We start from the raw sequence: 18,571 nt of genomic DNA on the forward strand, positions 1-18,571 counted from the left end.
CGCAACAGTTTGAATAATGCGGTTCACGTATGTCGGGCTAGCCCGTAGTGAGAGAAAAACCAATGCGCAATTCGAACGTTGAACGCCTGTTATTGAAGCTGCTGGGTCCGGCAAAAACGGAGTCGCTCTTTGCGACGCTGACATTCCCAACCGCACTGAGCGACTGGGAAGACGGCACGGTCACCCGAGCCGAACTCGCCCAGGCCATGAACATGGCGCTGTTCGAAGATCTGCTCGAGCGTTCGCCGAATGGCCGCGCTTACACGAACGAGGCAATCGCGAACGGCGGTTCCGTCTACTTCGATCACGGCGCATTGCGCACGGTGCGTTGGGACAACAACGGCGCATTGCCTCCGGGCGAGGCGGCGTTTACCCGCATCCTCCGGCCGCTTGGCTTCAAACTGAATGGCCGTTATCCGCTCGACAAACTGGGCATGACCGGCCGCGCGTACGCGCACGAAGATGCACCGGACGAAATCGCGCAGTTCTTCGTGAGCGAGTTGCATCCCGAGCGCTTCTCCGCGGAATTCCAGCAGGCGGTGACGAATGTGGTGAGTTCGTCGAAAGATCCGTTGACGCCGCTCGCCGTTTCGCAGCTTTGGGAGCTTGAGCGCGAAGGCTCGCTTCCTATGGACGCGGCTCACAAGCTGCTGCCGGTGATTGTCGGCGCGTTCGCGCGTCAGCACGGTGTGCCGAACGAGGCGGACTACGAAGTGCTGTTGCGCGAATCGGCGGAAATGGCATGGATTTCAACCGAAGGCAATGCGTTCAATCACGCGACGGATCGCGTCGAAGACGTCTTCACGCTTTCGGACGAAGAGAAGAACAAGGGCCGGCCGATGAAGCCGGAGGTCGAGCGTTCGCGCTCCGGCCGCGTGTTTCAGACGGCCTATCGCGCCGATACGGTCGAGCGTCAGTTCAGGTCCGTCGGCGGCAAGCTCGTCACGCGCGATGTTCCTGGTTCGTTCTACGAGTTCATCACGCGTAAGCGCACGTTCGATCAGGCGTCGCGTAGCTGGGTGACCGATCTGCGTTTCGATGCCGGCAACGCACAAGGCATTTTCAAAATGACCGCGAACGCGGCGCAGTAGAGTGGATAATGCGCTGAACGAAACGGTCGAGGGAGCGATGAGCGACGCACCCGCAAATGCATCAAAGCCCGCCGCGCCGTTGCCGGCCGCACCGTTCGTCGCAAGCACGCGCCTGCTCGAACACGTCCAGGCCGATCTGCGCGCCGCGCTGCGAGGCGAAGTGCGCTTCGACGCGGGCTCGAAAGCGTTGTATGCATCGGATGCGTCGAACTATCGGCAGATTCCGTTGGGCGTCGTCGTGCCCGCGGACGTGGACGATCTCGTCGCAGCACTCGAAGTCTGCCGCCGCAACGACGTGCCGTTTCTGACGCGCGGCGGCGGCACGTCGCAAAACGGGCAGTGCGTAAACGTCGCGGTCGTGGCCGACACGAGCAAGTATGTGAATCGCGTCGTCAGCGTCGATCCGCAAGGCAGAACGGCGATCGTCGAGCCGGGCGTGATTTGCGACACGCTGCGCGATGCGGCCGAGGAACACGGCCTCACATTTGCGCCGGACCCTGCCACGCACAGCCGTTGCACGCTCGGCGGAATGATCGCGAACAACTCATGCGGCGCACACTCGGTAATGGGCGGCAAGACCGTCGAGAATATCGAGGCATTGGAGATCGCGACGTATGACGGCGCGCGCTTCTGGGTCGGCCCGACCAGCGACGCAGAACTGGACGACATCATCGCGACAGGCGGACGCCAGGGCGAAATCTACGCGAAGTTGCGCGACTTGCGCGACCGCTACGCCGAGCGCATCCGCGGTGAGTTTCCGCAAATCAGACGCCGCGTGTCCGGCTTCAATCTCGATCAGTTGCTGCCGGAAAACGGCTTTAACGTCGCGCGTGCGCTCGTGGGCACCGAGGGCACCTGTGCGGTGACGTTGCAAGCGAAGGTGCGTCTCGTGCATAGCCCGGCGTGCCGTGTGCTGCTCGTGCTCGGTTTCAACGACATCTATACCGCCGCCGATGCCGTCCCGCACTTCAACCGTTTTTCTCCGATCGCGATTGAAGGACTCGACCGCGCGATCATTCGCGGCTTGCAGGCGCGCGGTTTAAAGAGCGACGAAATCGCGCTGTTGCCGGACGGCGACGCATGGGTCGTGCTCGAATTCGGTTCGGACACGGTTGCCGACGCGCTCACGCAAGCGAACGACGCGGCTGCGTACTTCAAATCGGGCGCGGCGGGCGCGGACATCAGCGGGCTTGTCGTCGAAGACAAGCACAAGCAGCAGAAGATCTGGTCGATACGCGAGACGGGCGCGTCGGCGGTCGCTTTGTCGATCGATCCGTCGAAGCCCGACCCGGTTGTCGGCTGGGAAGATGCGGCAGTCGATCCGCTGCGGCTCGGCGATTATCTGCGCAAGTTTCAGGCGCTCGTGGACCGCTTCGGTTACGAGACGTGCCTCTATGGTCACTTCGGCGACGGCTGCGTGCATGCGCGCATCACGTTCGATATTCGTACCGCCGAAGGCGTCGGCAAATGGCGAAGCTTTCTGCGCGAGGCGGCGCAACTGGTGGTCGATTTCGGCGGCTCGCTGTCGGGCGAACATGGCGACGGCCAGGCCAAGGCCGAGTTTCTGCCCATCATGTATGGGCCCGAAATCTTGCAGGCGATGCAGGAGTTCAAGGCGATCTGGGACCCGCTCAATCGCATGAATCCCGGCAAGGTGGTTCATGCGTATCGCGCCGATGAAAACCTTCGCATGGGTCCCGCTTATAAGCCGGTCACGCTGACAACGAAGCTCACGTTCGCGAGTCGCGAGGGCGACGGCATGCAGCGCGCGGTGGAACGCTGCATCGGCATGGGTAAGTGCCGTTCGCTCGACGGCGGCACGATGTGCCCGAGTTTTCGCGCGACGCGCGAGGAGAAGTTCTCGACGCGTGGCCGCGCGCATCTGTTCTGGGAAATGCTTCAGGGCGAAGTAATCGAGGACGGCTGGAACAGCACCGAGGTAAAAGAGGCGCTCGACACCTGCCTCGCGTGCAAGGGCTGCAAATCCGATTGTCCGACGCATACCGACATGGCCTCGTACAAGGCCGAGTTTCTGTCGCATTACTACGAGCGGCATCGTCGGCCGCGTCAGGCGATGTTCATGGGCCGCATCGGTCAGTGGGCGCCGCTTGCGAGCCGCTTTGCGCGCGTGACCAATTTGATGACGTCGGCGAAACCGCTGGCTCATATCGGCAAGTGGATCGCGGGCGTGGCTCGCGAGCGGCATCTGCCGGTCTTTGCACCGCGCACGTTCCGCGCTATGGAGGCGCGTCGCGTGAAGCCTGGCAGCGCCGCGGCAAACGAGTCTGCGCGCAAGGTCATTTTGTGGGTCGACACGTTCAACGACCACTTCTCGCCCGAGATCGCGACGGCCGCGCTCGAGGTGCTGACGCGCATCGGCTATCACGTCGTATTGCCGCGCAAGCGTCTTTGTTGCGGCCGGCCGTTGTACGACTATGGGCTGCTGGACGAAGCGCGCACTTTGCTCCGCAGCGCCGTGAATGAACTCGCCGACGACATCAAGGCCGGTGTGCCGGTAGTCGGACTCGAACCCGGATGCCTGTCCATCTTCAAGGACGAACTACTCAAGCAGCTTCCCGACGACCCTGTTGCAAAGAGGCTGTCGGACCAGACGTTTCTGTTCGCCGACTTTGTCGCGCGTGCTGATTTCGAATGGCCGAAGCTCGACGCGGATGTCGTCGTGCATGGACATTGCCATCAGAAGTCGATCTTCGGCATGAAGGGCGACACGGAGTTGCTCGACAAACTGGGCGTGCGCTGGACGCTGCTCGACACGGGCTGTTGCGGCATGGCCGGCTCGTTCGGTTTCAGTGCCGACCACTACGAACTGTCGATGAAAATCGCCGAAGACAAGCTCTTGCCGCTCGTGCGCAACGCTCACGCTGAAGCGATTGTCGTGACGAACGGCTTTAGTTGTCGGGAGCAGATCGAGCAGGGAGCGGGCCGACAAACGCTGCATATCGCGCAGTTGGTCATGAAGGCGCTCGAACCGATGCCGCAGACGGCGCCATTTCCGATCAGAAATGACGGCTCGCAGCCCGCGCACGCCGCGCAACCCACGCCGCACGCTTAGTGTTGCCGCCTAAAACCGGGGCGTGTATAGTTTCCGAACGTACCAAAATTTCGTATTGGAAATTCAAAGAGGTCTCAATCGTGAAAGCATCGACAATTCTCTCCGAACTCGGCATTTCCCACCTCGCGGAAGCGGGCGACATCGCTGTTCACTCGCCGATCAATGGCGAACTCATCGGCCGCGTCGCGAGCAACACGGTTGCCGACGTCGACGCCGCGCTGGCCAACGCGCAGAAGGCTTATGCAAGCTGGCGCAGCGTGCCCGCGCCCCGCCGCGGAGAGTTGGTGCGCCTGCTCGGCAACAAACTGCGCGAGCAGAAGCATGCTCTGGGCAGCATCATCACGCTCGAGACCGGCAAGATTCTTCAGGAAGGCCTCGGTGAAGTGCAGGAAATGATCGACATCTGCGACTTCGCGGTCGGCCTGTCGCGTCAGCTTTACGGCCTCACCATCGCGTCCGAGCGTCCGGGGCATCGCATGGCTGAAACGTGGCATCCAATGGGCGTGTGCACCGTCATTTCCGCGTTCAATTTTCCGGCGGCCGTGTGGTCGTGGAATGCGGCGCTTGCGCTCGTGTGCGGCAATGCGGTGATCTGGAAGCCGTCCGAGAAAACGCCGCTCACCGCGCTTGCCGTCGACAAAATCCTGCAAGACGCGTTGAAGGAATTCGGCGATGCGCCGGAAGGCCTGACGCGCGTCGTCAATGGCGGCCGCGATGTCGGCGCGAAACTGGTTGCGGACCCGCGCTCGAATATCGTCAGCGCGACGGGCAGCACGGAAATGGGCCGCACGGTCGGCGTCGAAGTGGCGCGCCGCTTCGGCCGCTCGATTCTCGAGCTCGGCGGCAATAACGCAGGCATCGTCTCGGGCACCGCCGATCTGGAACTGGCGCTGCGCGGCATCGTCTTTTCGGCGGTCGGCACGGCAGGTCAGCGCTGTACGTCGCTGCGCCGCCTGTTCGTTCACAAAAGCGTGTACGACAAGGCCGTCGAGCGACTGAAGACGCTCTATAGCAAAGTCGTGATCGGCAATCCGCTGGAGCAGGGCGTGCTGATGGGACCGTTGATCGACGAGCAGTCGTTCAACCGCATGCAGGCCGCGCTGGAACAGGCGAAGAGCGAAGGCGGCAAGGTATTCGGCGGCGAGCGTCACGCGGTGGCCGGCAATGAGAAGGCGTTCTATGTGCGCCCCGCCATTGTCGAGATGCCTTCGCAAACGCCGATCGTACTGAAGGAAACCTTCGCGCCGATTCTTTACGTGCTGAAGTACAGCGACTTCAACGACGCGATCGACGGCAATAACGCAGCCGTGCACGGCCTTTCTTCGTGCGTGTTCACTACAGACCTGCGCGAAGCCGAGCGATTCCTGTCGGCGTCGGGCAGCGACTGCGGTATTGCGAACGTGAACATCGGACCGAGCGGCGCGGAAATCGGCGGCGCGTTTGGCGGCGAAAAGGAAACCGGCGGCGGGCGCGAATCGGGCTCCGACTCGTGGAAGGCGTATATGCGCCGCGCGACCAACACGGTCAACTATTCGTCGGCACTGCCGCTTGCCCAGGGCATCGACTTCAATATCGGTTAAGCGGGTTTCCTTGCATATAACGGCCGTTGCGAGACGGCCGTTTTTTTAAGCCGGCCCCGCTTTTGCGGGTCTGTCGGGCAAGGTCGATTACTCTGCGTCGGCTGGCGCTTTTTGAAATCGCCTCGCCGTGTGCAATCGGGAGCAAGTCTTGAGTTCTCAAGTCGTTATTGTCGGCGGCGGCGTTATCGGTAGTTCTATCGCTTACTTCCTGCGCGCTTCCGATCCGACGGTTTCGGTGACGGTGATCGAGCGCGATCCGAGTTATGCGAGGTCGTCGTCGGCGCTATCGGCCGCTTCGATCCGGCAGCAGTTTTCGACGCCGCTATCGATTCAGATGTCGCTGTACGGCATCGAATTTCTGCGCAATATCGGCGAGCTTCTCGAAGTGGACGGGAATAGGCCGTCGATCGATCTGCATGAAGGCGGCTATCTGTTTCTCGCGACGCCCGCCGGCGACGCGACGCTGCGCGAGAATCACGCGTTGCAGACGAGCCTTGGCGCGGACATCAATCTGATGGACCGGCAAACGCTGAAGGCGAGATTCTCGTGGCTGAATGTCGAAGATCTCGTGTCGGGTGCATTCGGCGAAAGCGGCGAAGGATGGTTCGACGGCTACGGACTCGTGCAGGCGCTTCGCAAGAAAGCTCAGTCGCTCGGCGCGCGCTATGTCGCGGCCGACGTAACAGGCGTGGTTCGCGAGGGCCGCAAGATTACTCACGTAATCGCCGGCAACGGCGAGCGCTATCCATGCGATACGGTAGTGAATGCCGCCGGCGCGTGGGCGCGCAAGATCGCCGGCATGATGGACATCGACATTCCGGTGTTCGCGCGCCGCCGCAGCATTTTCAACGTGTCGTCGCCGGCGCGGCTCCAAGCTTGTCCGCTGCTGATCGACCCGACTGGCGTGTACTTCCGCCCTGAAGGAAAGACCTATATTTGCGGCACATCGCCGGGCGCGGATAACGACCCGGACGATCTGCCGCTCGACGAAGTCGATCACGCGCTTTTCGACGACGTCATCTGGCCGACGCTCGCGCATCGCGTACCGGAGTTCGAGGCGCTGCGTGTCGAGAACTGCTGGTCGGGCTACTACGAGTACAACGTGTTCGACCATAACGCGATCATCGGCTATCACCCGCAGATCGAAAACTGTGTGTTTGCCAATGGCTATAGCGGACATGGTCTTCAGCAAGGTCCGGCGACGGGGCGCGGTGTGAGCGAACTGATTCTGAACGGACGCTATGTGTCGCTCGATCTCTCTTCGTTGAGTTGGCAGCGCTTGCTGGAAAACCGTCCTATTGTGGAAAAGAACGTGGTGTAGCGCGCGTTTTATCCACGTAGTCTGATCGCCCGCTTCGAGCCCATCACAACATGTACGAATTCACCGCGCCTTTCCAGAATCCCTCGGGCTCTCCGATTCGCGAACTGTTCAAGTATCTCGGCGAGCCCGGCATGATTTCGTTTGCCGGCGGCTATCCCGCAAGCGATCTGTTCGATGTAGACGGTCTAAAGCAAGCAGCGGCCCGCGCGTATCACGACCCGAACCTGTGTCTTCAATACGGACCCACCGACGGGCTACCCTTACTCAAGCACCAACTCATCCAGTTGATGGCGCGCCGCAATGTATCGTGCGAGCCGAACGAGATGCTGGTCACAACCGGATCGCAGCAGGGACTCGACCTGTTGCTTCGCGTGCTGGTGAGTCCTGGCGATGTCGTGGTGACTGAGCAGCCTGCATATCCGGCGACGCTTCAGGCACTTCGGCTTCAGCAGGCAAAAATCGTTACGGTTCCCGTCGATGCGCACGGCATCGACGTCGCCCGTCTCGCCACGCTTCTTGCGTCCGGTACGTTTGCGCGACCGAAGCTGCTCTACACGGTCCCCACGTTTGCAAACCCCACTGGCGCAACGATTACGCGCGAGCGCCGCATCGCATTGCTGAAGCTGGCGGTGCAGTACCAATTCCTTATCGTCGAGGACGACCCATACGGCGACCTGCGTTTTTCCGGCGACGCCGTGCCGTCCATCCTTTCTCTCGCGTCCGAAGTCGACGGCGCGCGTGACTGGGTCGTTCATTTCGCGAGCCTCTCGAAGATCGTTGCGCCTGGCCTGCGTGTAGGCTGGACGATTGCACCCACCGAAATCACGCGCCGCTGCGTGATCGCCAAGCAGACAGTCGACCTTTGCAGCGCACCGTGGACGCAAGCCATCGCCGCCGAATATCTCGCGGACGGCGCACTCGAACGGCATCTGCCGCGCATTACCGCGATGTACGGACGCAAATGCGAGGCGCTATGCAACGCGCTGCACGCACAAGTCGGCGATGCGCTCGAGTTTCATCGGCCCGAAGGCGGCATGTTTGTGTGGGCGCGTTTGAGTGAGAGCGGCAACGGCATCGACGCGTCCGCGCTTCTTCAACGTGCGATCGGCAACAAGGTGATGTTCGTGCCAGGCAAGGCGTTTTTCGCGGACAACGTCGACGCTGCGTCGCTGCGCCTGTCGTTTGCAGCGCCGGGTATTGCCGACATCGAAGAAGGCGTAACGCGGCTCAAGCGCGCATATGGCGAGGTGACGGCAGGCGGTGCTTAGCCGGCCGCGCGCGTAGCCGCCGGCCCCGACGACTCTCTCACATGCAGCAGCGCCCGCACTTCATGGCTGCGTTGCGGCCGCTTGCCGTCGAGCGCGTCGAGCAGATGTTGCGCGGTGAGCTGTCCGATTTCATAGGTGTCCACACGCATTGTCGTGAGCGTCGGCCGAATCGCTTTGGATATTTCGAGGTCGTCGAAGCCCGTCACCGAGAGTTCATCGGGAATCGCAATGCCAAGTTCTTGCGCTTCACGCAGCACGCCAAGCGCGATGTGATCGTTGCCGCAGATGATCGCAGTCGGACGTTCGCATGGCGCTTCCCAGATCGCGCGCAGACTGCGGCGCCCGAATGCAATGGTGGATTCGCCTTCGCACATGTGTTCCGGCCGCACCGCGAGGCCGTGGCGTTCGAGCGTCGCGCGAATGCCGGCGACGCGCGCCTGCACGCGGTCGTTGTCGCGCGTCGGTTGGATGCACACAGCGAACGAGCGATGACCGAGGCCAATCAGATGCTCGGTCATCTGCACATAGGCGGCGAAATTATCGAAACCGATGCAAACGTGCGGGCTTTCCTTGCGATACGCGTACGTCACCGCATACGGCACGCGGTAGAGCCGCAACGCGTCGAAGAGTTCGGGTGGATGCGCTTCGCCGACCACGGCCATCGCCTCGGCGCCGCGCGCGAGCATCGCCCGCACCTGCACGAGCGCCTGCGCGGGATCGTAGTTCGAGCAGCCGAGCACGAGCGTAATGCCGCGCGCCGCGAACGCGGCCTGCATGCCGCTCACCTGCGACGCGAACACCTGATCGTCAAGCGTGGGAATGATGATGCCGGCAATGTGGCTGCGCGTGGACGCGAGCGCGCGGCCGGCGGCGTTGGGAAACCAGTTGAGCGTGACGGCGGCCTGCTCGACGCGCTCGCGCACGGCGGCGGATACTTTCTCGGGCTCGTTATAGACACGCGATACGGTCGCCGTCGAAACGCCCGCGAGCTTCGCGACGTCCGACAGCACCGTGCGGCCCGTGCCGCGGCGCACGCGGTTCGTCTGGGTTCGGGCAGTGGAAGCGGGTGACTCGGGCGTGTCGGACATGAGTTCGAAAAGCAAACGCGAAGCGGGAAGCCTGCCATCTTACCGCCGCGCTTCGCACAGCGTAATCGCGGCGATGGAACGCATGGCGCGGCATAGCGCGCGCAGTACTAGCGGAGCGCCGCGATGTGCGCGCGAAAATGCTCGGTGCCGGCGACGATCTTGTCGAGGATCGCATCCAGCGCCCAGAACCGTTCGCGCACGTCGTAGTCGATCACGCGGCAGCGGATCGAGCCGAACGTGCCGATGCGCTGGTGGTACATCTTCGCAAGCGCGGGATAACCGAGCGATTCGCTGACGGCAGCCAGCACGAGGAACGTCGCGAGTTCTTCGGCGAGTGCGGGATCTTGCGCCGCGTCGTTGCGCAGCCATTTGTACAGGTCAGGATGGAAGTTCGTGAACACGCCGTTAAAGCCCGCGGAGCCGGCTTTCATCGCGTCCCACGCAATGGCCGCGTTGGCGTTGAGGATCTTCAGCGACGAGCCCTCTGCAAGTGCGACGCGGCGCTTGACCGTCGGCAGATCGCAGCTTACGTCTTTCAGCATGATGAAGCGACCGGTGTCGATGCAGAGCTTTAGTTCGTCATCCGAAAGAAGCCGTCGGTAGGGTGCGGGACATTCATAGAGACCGAGCGGCACGTCCGACGGAAGGCGCGCGAGCAGCCGCTCGAGATTCGCGGCGAATGCCTGCGTTCCTTCGCGAGCGGGGTCGAGTCTGTTGGTCACGAGCACGACGCCTTGCGCGCCCGTGGCCGCGGCTACGTTGAGTTCCTCGGCTTGCGCGTCCGGATCGTCGCTGATGTGGCCGGAAACCACGACAGGAATTCTGCCTGCGACTTTCTCGACGACGAAGCGCCCCAGCGCGCCGCGCTCGGCGAGCGTGAGGAACTGCATTTCGCTCGACTGCGCGACTGCAAAAAGCGCGTCCGATCCATTCGCGATGTACCACTCGATCAGACGTTCGAGGCCGGGGTAGTCGATTGCGCCGGAGTCGTCGAAGGGAGTCAGCATCACCGGGACGATGCCTTCGATTGACGAGGTAGTTTGCTGCGCGTTTGTCATGGTGTGATGCTCCTGAAGTGGGTTCGTGAGTCCGGCGCGCTCATGCCGGCGCCTGCATCGGTTCGTTGGCGGCGGGTTCGTCGGCGATGGGTTTGCGCACCAGCAGCAGGTAACTCATTGCGCCGATGAACGCGATGCCCGCGGCCGTCAATAGCGCGGGCACGAACGACCAGGTCTGCGCGATGTAGCCGGTGAAGATGGGCGCGAGCGCACCGCCGAGAAAGCCGCCGAAGTTCTGGATCGCGCCGAGCGAGCCGACGCGGTTCGGCGGCGCGGCCGCTGTCGCGAGCGCCCACGAACTGGCGGACGCCGCGTTGGCCAGAAAGATCACGACGGAGATGCACACAATCGCGAGCGTATTGCTCTGCACGAGCGCGGCCGGAATCGTGAACGCGACCATGCCGAGCATCGCGATGACCACGGAATTGCGACGGCTCGCGACCGGGCTCGCGCTGCGGCTCGTGATGAGGTCGGAGAACCAGCCGGCCGTGAGCGAACCGAGAAAGCCGCAGAAAAACGGCACCGATGCGGCCACGCCGGTGTGCATCAGGCTCATGTGACGCGCCATCGTCAGATAGCCGGGCAGCCATGTCAGGTAGACCCAGTTCAGATAGACCGAGCCGAAGAAGCCGATCAGCATGCCCCACGTCGTGCCGTGCGAAAAGAGCGAGCGCCATTCCGCGAACGTGACGGTCGGCTGCGACTTGCGGTCCGCTTCGTCGCCTTCCAGATAGAGGCGCTCGGCTTCGCTCATCGTCGCTTTCGCCGGGTCGCGATAGAGCGCGAACCAGACGGCCGCCACGATCAGCCCCACGACGCCGGTCACGATGAACGCCCAGCGCCAGTGAAATTCCACGACCAGCACCGAGAGGCAAAGCGGCGCGAGCGCGGTGCCGAGCGGCGACGCAGAATTGAAGATGCCGGTCGGCTTGCCGCGTGCGCGCAGCGGAAACCAGTTGCTGACCACGCGAGCCGCCGACGGAAACTGCGGCGCTTCGCCGATGCCGAGCACGATCCGCGCAAGCACGAACCAGCCGAAGGTGGACACGAAGCCGCCGGCCACCTGCGCGAGCGACCAGACGATCAGGCCGATGCCGAGCAGCTTGCGCGGTCCGATCCGGTCGACGAGTCCGCCGACTGGCAACTGAAACAGCGCGTAGCTCCACGAGAACGCGGAAAGCAACAGGCCCATTTGCCCGAGCGACAGGCCCATGTCGTGACGGATCAACGGATTGGCGACGGCCAGCGTCCCGCGGTCCAGATAGTTGACGATGCCGCTCACCATCAGCAGCGTGAGCGCCACGACCTGCGCGCGGCGGATGGTGGGCGGGGCCTGCTCGTGGCTCGGGGTTGCGCTCATGATCGTCGTCTCCGTTTCATGTTTGCGGTTTTGCTGGGCGACCGCGCCGATGCGATGCCGGGCGGGCGGATGTTGCGCGTCGTGGCGGGCGGCGCGCGGTGGTTCGGGGCCTTGGCGGCTTGTCTTGCTGTGCTGCTGCCGCGGTTGTTGCTACGTTCCAGTGTTGTGTTAGCGCTTACATTACGAGTCGTCGGGCGGCGTTCGAACACAGTGGCGTCGGCATATACAGTGTGCGCGTCGCGATGATAGCGCTTACATTTTGTGTTGCACTGAGCGTGTGTGCAAGTCGAAAAACGCGGTTGGCGGGTAAACACCGACCTGCCGCGCGCCCGCCGTCAGCTCTCGTCCGAACGCTAATAAGAACAGTGGCAAGTGCGGCACGCGCTTTGCTATAGCTCGGCGCACAGATAGAAGTCAAATAACGAGAACCGCCATGCCACAAGACCAGACCGCTACAGAGTTTTCACAGTCCCAGCCCGTGCTCGTCACGCCGTTGCACGGCGTCGTCGACAGTGCGCCGTCGCGTCAACTCGGCCTGCTGGCGTGCATCACGTTCTGCTTTGCGTGGCTGTTCGGGCTGGAGCCTTTTCTGACAGGCGCCGCCGATAATCCGACGACGTCCGGCGCGGATCGCCCTTAAAGGAATGTCGCCGCAGCAACGACGCGGGAAATTTCCGCTACGCGCAAGCGCAGTTTCTACATCGACGATCAAGGGCTTCGGCCCAAGCCGCTGAAGCGGCACACCGCGGGAATAGCCGTTGCGCGGCTCACGGTGGGAGATGTTCCCATCCGCAGGAGGCTGACCATGCAAACCGATCCCACCATCGACCCCATTGCCGACCCGTCGAACCAGCCGCTCGACGCGCCGGAAGAGCAGCCGCGTCCGTTGCCGGACACGCCGCCCGACACCGATCCGCTGGCGCCCGGCAGTTCCCCGGAGGACGAGGACGCGCTCGGGCTGCCCGAAGACGACTCCTAGATCACGGAGTCCAGCCGACGGAATTGGGGAAACTACTCGTGAAAAGGCGAACGGCCGTGCCGTTAATGTAGATGGAAGGCTGTTCGATGCATTGCCGTCCGCTTTCAGCACCGGGTTTGTCACGCGGCGGTCGGCGCCGCAGTTCACCTCCGGGCAACGCCCGTGCTGAAGGCTTCACTTATCATTCACTTATCAGCATCGAATAATGTGAGTGCGGCGTCATTCCGCAACCGCAATAAGCCGCCTAATGGGCGGCTTTTCATTTTCTGCGCGAGAACTGGATACGGTTTTAATAGGCAATCCACGCGAGAAGACAGTATTAATTCGATTTAGTTCCCGGAATTCGTAAATAAACCTAACCGCGCATTACCCGCTGGCAATGCTGCTTAATTAATAAGCAAACTTCGCGAGCGGTTAATTGCCCGCCTGCTCCTCATATTGCTTCGCGCGTATTACAACCTGTTGCATTTGCGCAACTTGAGTTATTGAAAAGTTGCAAATATTTTATGGCGAAGGCAGTCGGCCCGCCTGTCCCTTATTCCGGTTAATTCTCCAAAAACAATAACTTAGCGGAAACGGCCGTTCGATTATTGCGGATCGGGCAAGACCGTGTTGCGTGAATTGCGCGCGCCGCTATTAGGGTGACCCCCTACACTCACGCTTCGTTTCAAGGGTGCCCGGCCGTCCCAGAACGGGGCGGCGTCAAGGGCGGCGGCGCCTCCGTGCACCGCCGAGGCTGGTCCCGCTCCCCAACGAAAATTTATCGAACAGGAGTCCCACGCATGAAAAAGAGTCTCATCGTCGTTGCGGTTGCCGCATCGTTCGCATCCGTTGCTCACGCACAAAGCAGCGTTACCCTGTACGGCCTGCTGGACGCTGGCGTGACCTACACGAGCAACGTTGCTCACAACTCGAAGTGGGCAGCCGGCAGCGGCGGCATCGATCAGAGCCGTTTCGGTCTGCGCGGTTCGGAAGACCTGGGTGGCGGCCTGAAGGCAATCTTCACGTTGGAAAGCGGCTTTAACATCAACAACGGCCGTTTCGCTAACAACAACGGCATGTTCAACCGTCAGGCATTCGTCGGTCTGTCGAGCGCGCAATTCGGTTCGGTCACGCTGGGCCGTCAATACGACGCAGCGCAAGACTACCTGGCACCGCTGACCGCAACGGGCAGCTGGGGCGGCACGTACTTCGCGCACCCGTTCAACAACGACAACCTGAACACGAACGGCGGCTTCGCAGTCAACAACTCGGTCAAGTACTCGAGCGCTAACTACGCTGGCTTCACGTTCGGCGGCACGTACGGCTTCTCGAACCAGGCTGGCGCATTCGCAAACAACCGCGAATACAGCTTGGGCGCTGCTTACCAGTGGCAAGGTCTGCGTTTGGGCGCTGCTTACGCACAGCAGAACAACCCGGGCGCAACGAACGCAGCAGGCACGGCTAGCAACGGCGGCGCTTCGGACGGCGCGTTCGCAGGCTTGACGGGCAACTTCCGTCAGCGCGAATTCGGCGCGGCAGGTTCGTACTCGTTCGGCCCGGCAACTGTCGGTCTGGCATGGACGCAATCGCGTATCGACAACGTTGCAGGTGTTCAGCAATCGCTGCGCGCTAACAACTACGAAGTCAACGGCAAGTACAACCTGACGCCGGCTCTCGGCCTGGGCGTGGCGTACACGTTCACCGACGGCAAGGGCTATGGCGTTGCCGCAAACGGTGGCTCGACCTCGGTTCGTTACCACCAGATCGGCCTGCAGGCTGACTACTCGCTGTCGCGTCGTACGGACGTCTACGCTCAAGCCGTGTACCAGCACGCAATGGGCGACGGCGGTGTCGCTTCGATCTACAGCGGCGATATCACGCAAGCTCCGTCGTCGTCGAAGAACCAGACGGCTGCTACGGTCGGTCTGCGTCACCGCTTCTAAGCTTCACCAGAAGCTGCTTGTTGTACAAAAAGGTGCCGTTCGCGGCACCTTTTTTTATGCGTGCGAGAAACGTGTGGGCGTGCGTGTGTCGTCGGCAACGATTAGCCGGCTTGCCCGACCCTGAACACAGCGACGGCCTCGCGCAGCCACTCGGTCTGCTCGTCCAGCGAGCCTGCGGCGGCCGCGGCCTGCTCGACAAGCGCGGCGTTGCGCTGCGTGACGTCGTCCATCTGGCGAATCGCGAGGTTCACTTCGCCGATGCCCGAGCTTTGCTCCTTCGACGCCGCCGAAATTTCGTTCATGATCGCCGTGACGCGGCGCACCGCCTCGACGACCTCGCCGATCGTGCTGCCGGCCTTGCCGGCCAGCGTCGAACCTTCGCCGACCTGCTCGACGGACTGGTCGATCAACACCTTGATTTCCTTGGCCGCCGTCGCGCTGCGCTGCGCGAGATTGCGCACTTCGCCCGCGACAACCGCGAAACCGCGGCCTTCTTCGCCGGCGCGCGCGGCTTCGACCGCGGCGTTGAGCGCGAGGATGTTCGTCTGGAACGCAATGCCCTCGATCACGCTGATGATCTCGCCGATCTTGCGCGAACTATCGGTAATGCCGGCCATTTTCTCGACGACGTCGTTGACGACCTCGCCGCCGCGCGCGGCGATGCTCGACGCGTCTCTCGCCAGTTCGGACGCGGTCGCCGCATTGTCCGCGTTCTGCGTGACGGTTTTGGTGAGTTCGTCCATGCTGGCGGCGGTTTGCTGCAACGACGCCGCCTGTTCTTCGGTGCGGCTCGACAAATCCAGATTGCCCGCGGCGATTTCCTTGGAAGCAACCGTGATCGTCTCGGCCGAATTCTTGATGCGCGCGACGGTGGCCGCGAGCTGATCGCGCATTTCGCGCAGTGAGAAGAGGAGGCTGGAGGTATCGTCGCGACGCAAGTCGATAGGCGTCGCGAGATCGCCGCGAGCGATGCGCATGGCGATCTGCGCAGCCGCGGACGGCTCGCCGCCAATCGAACGCGAGACATTGCGCACCACGCGCGACGCGACGAACGACACGAGCACGCCGAGCACGAGCAGCATGCCGCCCGAGCGCAGCAGCGTCTCGTAGAACTGCGCCTGAATGTCGTCCATATAGGCGCCGGCGATGAAGTCCCAGTTCCACGGCGCAAAGCGCTTCACGTAGCCGATCTTTTCGCTGGGTTTGGTCTCGCCGGGTTTCGGCCACCAGTAACGCAGGTAGCCCGAGCCGGCCGACGAGCCGCCCGCCGCGGCGATGTCGTGATAGAGCGCGGAGCCCTTGGCGTCGCGAAAGCCGCTCATGTCCTTGCCGTTGAGCTGCGGGCTCATCGGATGAGCGACCATTACGGAGTCGCTGCGCACGATCGTCACGTAGCCCGATTTGCCATAACGCTGTGCCGTCACGCGGGCAATGGCCTGCTGCTTCGCGTCTTCGACGGAAAGCTTGCCGGCGTCCGCCTGCTTCGCGTAGTCCGCGACAATCGACGCCGCCATGTCCGTGACGTCGGCAAGCGCCGAGCGACGCGCGTCCATTTGTGCGCTACGTGCTTCGAGCGCGTTGACGACGGTCACGATCAGCAGCGCTACCCAGCAAAGCAGCAGGGGCACCCACAACTTCTGTTTTAGTGTCAGACGGTTCATTTATCGGATTCGACGGTGCGTTGAGCGCGAAATAGGGAGCGCGGGCGAGGCCGCGCCATAGTTCGCATAACGGCTGTCGAAGCGGATTCTTTATCCGCGTGCCGATAAATTGGGCAGGAAAAGCGTGGCCGTTCTGGCCTGTGCTTTTGACGATAAGCGGCAATAGATCAGAGCTTCTGACTTCGCGCGCTTATCGTGGCGTCAACCGCGCGTATCGACCCACTCGCGTGCCCAACGTGCAGAATGCTCCAATGCCTGTTCTTCGTCGGCGAAGTAGTCGAGCGAATAGAACTGGTAGAGGCCATCCGCGCGCGCGCTGTCAGCGCGTTCGAGCAGCAGGTTGGACGAGAAGGTGCCATCGGGCAGACGGTGCGCCGAAGGTTGAACGGCATAGCCGTTGTAATGATGAATATGTTTGTTTTGCATTTGTATTTTAATAATGTACGGGTGCGCGGCCGCCATGCGAACTGTCATTGAGTCGCGCGGACGAGCCGATTCAAAGCCATTGCGAGCCGAATCAGTACGCAGCCGGAAAGCTAAAAGGGCGTTGAAGCCGAAAGGGGAATGAGGTGCAACGAGGCGTTTGGCGCTCGGGCGAGTTGCCGACATAGCTGCAACTCTGAAGCGATCGCGCGCCAACTGTGGGAGACGAAGCTCCGCGAGGATGTCGCTGCAGCCCGATGTCCGTTGCCGGACACCGAGCCCTTCAAACTTTGCTTAGAGCGGCGTGATGTTGGCCGCTTGCAGACCCTTCGGGCCTTGCTTGGTTTCGAAGCTCACCTTCTGGTTCTCAGCGAGCGTCTTGAAGCCGTTGCCGCTGATTTCGGAGAAGTGCGCGAACAGGTCGTCGCCGCCCTTGTCCGGGGTGATGAAGCCAAAGCCTTTGCTGTCGTTGAACCACTTAACGGTACCGGTATCCATGAAGAATCCTTGAGGAAAGAAATAGAAAATATGCTCTTGCGAAAGAGCGGCTGAAGCGTCAAGGAGGGAGAGGACAACGAATACCGCTGAGGGAGCGAGACATTGATGAACAGCAATCGAACTTCTTGAACTTCGGATGCAACAGTAACCGCTGGGGCATACCGGCGTCAACACTTATCTTGTAACTATCGTTGGAGAGTCGTTCGACAGTCGTTCGCTCGCAGCCGGCCGCGGGCTGGCAATGCGGCCCTGGTAGCCGTCCCCGTTTGCGGCCAACGGCTTTTCGTGGATGCAAGCAAAGCCGTTGGTCCGCACAATGTCAGATGCCGACCTTGTGCGCGGTCACGATCAAACGCAAGCCGAGTGCCGCGACGGCGCTTGCGGCGATGCGGTCGATCCACGCTTTCCACTGCAGATAGATTTCGCGCGGGCGCTTGCTCGAAAAGCACAAGGCGACGATCGTGTACCAGCCCGCTTCGATGGCGAAGATGGCGGGCGGCAACGCGAAATAACACCAGAGCGGCGGATGCTGCGGCAAAAGCGCCGCGAAAATACTGCCGTAATAAACCGCTGTCTTGGGATTGCTGAGTTGCGTGCTGAGACCGATCCAGAAAGATCGACGTGGATTGGTCGGCACGCTTTGCGTCGCGTCGAACGCAAGCGGTTTGGCCGCGCCGCGCCAGATCTTCGAGGCCAGATAAATGAGGTAAAGCCCGCCGGCCACTTTCAGGCCGATATAAAGCCATTCGACGGTCGCCAGCAACGTGTATAAGCCGAGCAGTGCAATGCCGCTAAAAAACACGCCGCCGATGCCCATGCCGAGCGCCGTGGCCAGACCGTCGCCGCGCGACAGACCAATCGCATTGCGCGCGACGATGACGAAACTCGGTCCCGGACTCATTGCGCCTAACAGCAGCGCCGCGAGAATAGTGAGGATGGCGGTTGAGGCAGGCATGATTGTGTCTCCTGTGCGTTTCTATTGGGTATGAACAGAGGATGTGCCGAAACATAGCACGGGCGTGAGCGTGCCGCTTCTGCTTTATTGAATCGGTTTCACATCGGCGATATTCGCAATGCGATAAACAATAAGCGCCGCGCAATGCAAAGAAGTACACGCTGGCTGCAAGCAGAATTGTTTGAATGCTAGAATTGGTTTCATACGCTGAAGCTGCTTCGGGATACCGCCCATGCGGTGTGCGATTCGAGCAGTAGCGGCGAATTCCCCTTAAATCCGAGACTTGCTGGG

15 protein-coding genes are annotated in these 18,571 nt (G+C 61.8%); 8 read left to right on the forward strand and 7 right to left on the reverse strand.

Features of this window, described 5'->3' with window-relative positions; all coding sequences use genetic code 11:
• Positions 1 to 62: 62 nt before the first annotated feature.
• The 5 genes from BGRAMDRAFT_RS05540 (at position 63) to BGRAMDRAFT_RS05560 (ending at position 8,333) form a co-directional block, all read left to right on the forward strand.
• A complete protein-coding gene (locus tag BGRAMDRAFT_RS05540) occupies positions 63 to 1,091 on the forward strand; it encodes a DUF1338 domain-containing protein (RefSeq protein ID WP_006047690.1) in 1,029 nt (342 codons plus the stop codon).
• Between the two features lie 37 nt (positions 1,092 to 1,128).
• On the forward strand, positions 1,129 to 4,164 hold the full coding sequence (locus tag BGRAMDRAFT_RS05545) for an FAD-binding and (Fe-S)-binding domain-containing protein (protein ID WP_006047691.1): 3,036 nt from the start codon (positions 1,129 to 1,131) through the stop codon (positions 4,162 to 4,164).
• An 80-nt stretch (positions 4,165 to 4,244) separates the two neighbouring features.
• Complete coding sequence (amaB, locus tag BGRAMDRAFT_RS05550) at positions 4,245 to 5,744, forward strand: L-piperidine-6-carboxylate dehydrogenase (RefSeq protein WP_006047692.1); 1,500 nt, start codon at positions 4,245 to 4,247, stop codon at positions 5,742 to 5,744.
• A gap of 148 nt (positions 5,745 to 5,892) precedes the next feature.
• Entirely contained in the window at positions 5,893 to 7,065 is a 1,173-nt protein-coding gene (locus tag BGRAMDRAFT_RS05555; protein ID WP_006047693.1) for an NAD(P)/FAD-dependent oxidoreductase, read from the forward strand.
• Positions 7,066 to 7,115: 50 nt separating this feature from the next.
• The gene (locus BGRAMDRAFT_RS05560; protein WP_006047694.1) at positions 7,116 to 8,333 is read left to right on the forward strand and encodes an aminotransferase-like domain-containing protein; all 1,218 of its coding nucleotides are present in this window, start codon (positions 7,116 to 7,118) and stop codon (positions 8,331 to 8,333) included.
• On the opposite strand, the gene BGRAMDRAFT_RS05565 is transcribed toward BGRAMDRAFT_RS05560, so the two are convergent.
• From BGRAMDRAFT_RS05565 to BGRAMDRAFT_RS05575, 3 genes are all read right to left on the reverse strand, one after another.
• Positions 8,330 to 9,421, reverse strand: coding sequence for a LacI family DNA-binding transcriptional regulator (locus tag BGRAMDRAFT_RS05565; protein ID WP_006047695.1), 1,092 nt, complete (start codon positions 9,419 to 9,421; stop codon positions 8,330 to 8,332). The genes BGRAMDRAFT_RS05560 and BGRAMDRAFT_RS05565 overlap by 4 nt on opposite strands.
• Positions 9,422 to 9,528: 107 nt before the next feature.
• Positions 9,529 to 10,479 carry a dihydrodipicolinate synthase family protein gene (locus BGRAMDRAFT_RS05570; protein WP_006047696.1) on the reverse strand — a complete coding sequence of 317 codons (951 nt, stop codon included), beginning with the start codon at positions 10,477 to 10,479 and terminating at the stop codon, positions 9,529 to 9,531.
• Positions 10,480 to 10,519: 40 nt separating this feature from the next.
• Positions 10,520 to 11,839: an MFS transporter gene (locus BGRAMDRAFT_RS05575; RefSeq protein WP_006047697.1), complete on the reverse strand. Its 1,320-nt coding sequence runs from the start codon at positions 11,837 to 11,839 to the stop codon at positions 10,520 to 10,522.
• 433 nt (positions 11,840 to 12,272) lie between these two features.
• Here BGRAMDRAFT_RS05575 and BGRAMDRAFT_RS05580 point away from each other — a divergent pair, with 433 nt between their 5' ends.
• The 3 genes from BGRAMDRAFT_RS05580 (at position 12,273) to BGRAMDRAFT_RS05585 (ending at position 14,743) form a co-directional block, all read left to right on the forward strand.
• A complete protein-coding gene (locus BGRAMDRAFT_RS05580; RefSeq protein WP_006047698.1) occupies positions 12,273 to 12,479 on the forward strand; it encodes a hypothetical protein in 207 nt (68 codons plus the stop codon).
• 165 nt (positions 12,480 to 12,644) lie between these two features.
• Positions 12,645 to 12,818, forward strand: coding sequence for a hypothetical protein (locus tag BGRAMDRAFT_RS34900; protein WP_006047699.1), 174 nt, complete (start codon positions 12,645 to 12,647; stop codon positions 12,816 to 12,818).
• A 782-nt stretch (positions 12,819 to 13,600) separates the two neighbouring features.
• A complete protein-coding gene (locus BGRAMDRAFT_RS05585; RefSeq protein ID WP_006047700.1) occupies positions 13,601 to 14,743 on the forward strand; it encodes a porin in 1,143 nt (380 codons plus the stop codon).
• A 101-nt stretch (positions 14,744 to 14,844) separates the two neighbouring features.
• On the opposite strand, the gene BGRAMDRAFT_RS05590 is transcribed toward BGRAMDRAFT_RS05585, so the two are convergent.
• The 4 genes from BGRAMDRAFT_RS05590 to BGRAMDRAFT_RS05605 form a co-directional block, all read right to left on the reverse strand.
• Positions 14,845 to 16,404 carry a methyl-accepting chemotaxis protein gene (locus BGRAMDRAFT_RS05590; protein WP_006047701.1) on the reverse strand — a complete coding sequence of 520 codons (1,560 nt, stop codon included), beginning with the start codon at positions 16,402 to 16,404 and terminating at the stop codon, positions 14,845 to 14,847.
• Between the two features lie 201 nt (positions 16,405 to 16,605).
• The gene (locus BGRAMDRAFT_RS05595) at positions 16,606 to 16,830 is read right to left on the reverse strand and encodes a hypothetical protein (RefSeq protein ID WP_029971551.1); all 225 of its coding nucleotides are present in this window, start codon (positions 16,828 to 16,830) and stop codon (positions 16,606 to 16,608) included.
• Between the two features lie 291 nt (positions 16,831 to 17,121).
• Entirely contained in the window at positions 17,122 to 17,325 is a 204-nt protein-coding gene (locus tag BGRAMDRAFT_RS05600; RefSeq protein ID WP_006047703.1) for a cold-shock protein, read from the reverse strand.
• Between the two features lie 319 nt (positions 17,326 to 17,644).
• On the reverse strand, positions 17,645 to 18,280 hold the full coding sequence (locus BGRAMDRAFT_RS05605; protein ID WP_006047704.1) for a LysE family translocator: 636 nt from the start codon (positions 18,278 to 18,280) through the stop codon (positions 17,645 to 17,647).
• Between the last annotated feature and the right edge of the window lie 291 nt (positions 18,281 to 18,571).

This window comes from Paraburkholderia graminis C4D1M, assembly GCF_000172415.1.
Lineage (GTDB): Bacteria > Pseudomonadota > Gammaproteobacteria > Burkholderiales > Burkholderiaceae > Paraburkholderia > Paraburkholderia graminis.

Excerpts from the sequence above, each read along its gene's own strand:
- BGRAMDRAFT_RS05540 (WP_006047690.1), top strand. The coding sequence starts at position 63 with ATGCGCAATTCGAACGTTGAACGCCTGTTATTGAAGCTGCTGGGTCCG.
- BGRAMDRAFT_RS05545 (WP_006047691.1), top strand. The coding sequence starts at position 1,129 with ATGAGCGACGCACCCGCAAATGCATCAAAGCCCGCCGCGCCGTTGCCG.
- BGRAMDRAFT_RS05560 (WP_006047694.1), top strand. The coding sequence starts at position 7,116 with ATGTACGAATTCACCGCGCCTTTCCAGAATCCCTCGGGCTCTCCGATT.
- BGRAMDRAFT_RS05565 (WP_006047695.1), bottom strand. The coding sequence starts at position 9,421 with ATGTCCGACACGCCCGAGTCACCCGCTTCCACTGCCCGAACCCAGACG.
- BGRAMDRAFT_RS05570 (WP_006047696.1), bottom strand. The coding sequence starts at position 10,479 with ATGACAAACGCGCAGCAAACTACCTCGTCAATCGAAGGCATCGTCCCG.
- BGRAMDRAFT_RS05575 (WP_006047697.1), bottom strand. The coding sequence starts at position 11,839 with ATGAGCGCAACCCCGAGCCACGAGCAGGCCCCGCCCACCATCCGCCGC.
- BGRAMDRAFT_RS05580 (WP_006047698.1), top strand. The coding sequence starts at position 12,273 with ATGCCACAAGACCAGACCGCTACAGAGTTTTCACAGTCCCAGCCCGTG.
- BGRAMDRAFT_RS34900 (WP_006047699.1), top strand. The coding sequence starts at position 12,645 with ATGCAAACCGATCCCACCATCGACCCCATTGCCGACCCGTCGAACCAG.
- BGRAMDRAFT_RS05585 (WP_006047700.1), top strand. The coding sequence starts at position 13,601 with ATGAAAAAGAGTCTCATCGTCGTTGCGGTTGCCGCATCGTTCGCATCC.
- BGRAMDRAFT_RS05590 (WP_006047701.1), bottom strand. The coding sequence starts at position 16,404 with ATGAACCGTCTGACACTAAAACAGAAGTTGTGGGTGCCCCTGCTGCTT.
- BGRAMDRAFT_RS05595 (WP_029971551.1), bottom strand. The coding sequence starts at position 16,830 with ATGCAAAACAAACATATTCATCATTACAACGGCTATGCCGTTCAACCT.
- BGRAMDRAFT_RS05600 (WP_006047703.1), bottom strand. The coding sequence starts at position 17,325 with ATGGATACCGGTACCGTTAAGTGGTTCAACGACAGCAAAGGCTTTGGC.
- BGRAMDRAFT_RS05605 (WP_006047704.1), bottom strand. The coding sequence starts at position 18,280 with ATGCCTGCCTCAACCGCCATCCTCACTATTCTCGCGGCGCTGCTGTTA.